This is a genomic window from Bifidobacterium myosotis (assembly GCF_002259745.1).
Lineage (GTDB): Bacteria > Actinomycetota > Actinomycetes > Actinomycetales > Bifidobacteriaceae > Bifidobacterium > Bifidobacterium myosotis.
In genome coordinates this window covers 1-1,709 of sequence record NZ_MWWW01000045.1, presented here as the reverse complement: position 1 = coordinate 1,709, position 1,709 = coordinate 1, and the positions used below count along the sequence as shown (strand labels likewise).

Below are 1,709 nucleotides of genomic sequence, written 5' to 3'. Positions count from 1 at the left end.
AGTCGCCGACCGGCACCACCTTCCGCATGAAGGACTTTCTGGTGTACTTCCCGGTCGGCGCCGATGTGCAATCGGTTGAACCGCAGAACCAAACGGCTGCAGCGTCCAATCATCCTGATTGGTTATTTTCGAGCCTTCGCCAGTTTGTGTGGTGGGGTGTTGGGCCTCGGCGTCTTCGCCGGGGCTTTTTCGTGTGTGGGTGTGAGAGGGGCGTTCTCCTGTATGGTTTGTTTCCGCCAAGAAAGTAGAACCGGAACAAGGGAACGCCTGTGCCAACCATATCAGCCGGCGCGCTCAAGCGCATGCTCAGCCTGCCCTCCAACATCGTGGTCCGCAAGCCCCGCATCGGGGAGGATCCACATGGCGGCACCGTGGTAACGGTGCCGGTGCGCCCGTACGCGAACGACATGGACCGGTGCGCGAAGTGCGGCAGGCACGGCCGTCCGTACGACTGGCTGGGCACGCGACGCTGGCGTCACCTCGACCTCGGGTGCGCCAGGCTCCTGCTGGAGTACGCGCCGCCGCGCGTCGCGTGCCGCGAGCACGGGGTGACGGTCGCGATGGTGCCGTGGGCGCGCAGGAAGAGCGCGTACACACGCGACTTCGAGCAGCAGGTCGCCTGGTTGAGCGTGCACGCGCCCAGAAGCGCCGTGTCGGCGCTGATGCGCATCGACTGGAAGAGCGTGGGCCCCGTGTGCAAGAGGGTCGCCGACGACCTGCGGGCCGAACAGGGCGGAGGCCTGTTCGACGGGCTGCGCTCCATCGGCGTGGACGAGACCAGCTACAGGAAGGGCCACAGGTACATGACCGTGGTCGTCGACCACGACCGCGGCAGGGTCGTATGGATGCACGAGGGCCACGGCGAGGGCGTCTTCCGCCTGTTCTTCGAGACGCTCACCGAGGCGCAGCGCGCGTCCATCCGGGTCGTCACCGGCGACGGGGCCAGGTGGATCGACTCGTGCGTCGGGGAGTTCTGCCCGCAGGCGGAGCGCATCCTCGACGGGTTCCACATCGTCAGCTGGGCCACCGACGCGCTCGACAAGGTACGCACCATGGTCTGGCGTGAAGCGCGGAGAACTGGCGAGGCCAGGAAAGGCGCGAAGGACCCGATCAAGGGCGCGCGCTGGGCCCTGCTGAAGAACGAGAGCGACCTGACCGCCGGGCAGAAGGCCCGGCTGGAGTACATCGCCGGCACGAACGGGACCCTCTGGAGGGCGTACAAGCTCAAGGAGGAACTGCGCATGATCCTCCGGCAGCCGGCCGACGAGGCCCGCGTCCTGCTCCTGCGATGGAGCGGCAAGGCCGCCTCGAGCGGCATCGACCCGTTCACCGGACTCGGCGAGAAGATCGGCAGGCGCTGCGAGGACATCGTGCGGACCATCCGTTCCGGACTGTCCAACGCCAGGCTGGAGGCCGTGAACAACAAGATCAAGACCACCATCAAGATCGGCTACGGCTACCGCAACCTCGACAACCTCATCGCCCTCGTCATGCTCAAATGCGGCGGACTCGACCTCACACTCCCCGGACACCAATAACCAGTAGGAACAACCACTGACTCACGCCCACACAAACACCCGAAGAGCCAATTATTTNNGGNTTCGCATAGTGCGTAGATTGCACGTTTCTGAGGTTTAGAGGAACTGACGTGAACGGGGTCGCTCCGTCGCTCGGCATCTTGGCCATCTTCTCGGTCACTGACCGAGAGG

2 protein-coding genes are annotated in these 1,709 nt (G+C 65.1%); both read left to right on the top strand.

Annotated features, from left to right (window positions below; all coding sequences use genetic code 11):
- The coding region (locus BMYO_RS11925; protein ID WP_211276866.1) for a hypothetical protein at positions 1 to 248 on the top strand (248 nt) is incomplete at its 5' end.
- Between the two features lie 21 nt (positions 249 to 269).
- On the top strand, positions 270 to 1,538 hold the full coding sequence (locus BMYO_RS11265; protein ID WP_143249204.1) for an ISL3 family transposase: 1,269 nt from the start codon (positions 270 to 272) through the stop codon (positions 1,536 to 1,538).
- Positions 1,539 to 1,709 lie beyond the last annotated feature (171 nt).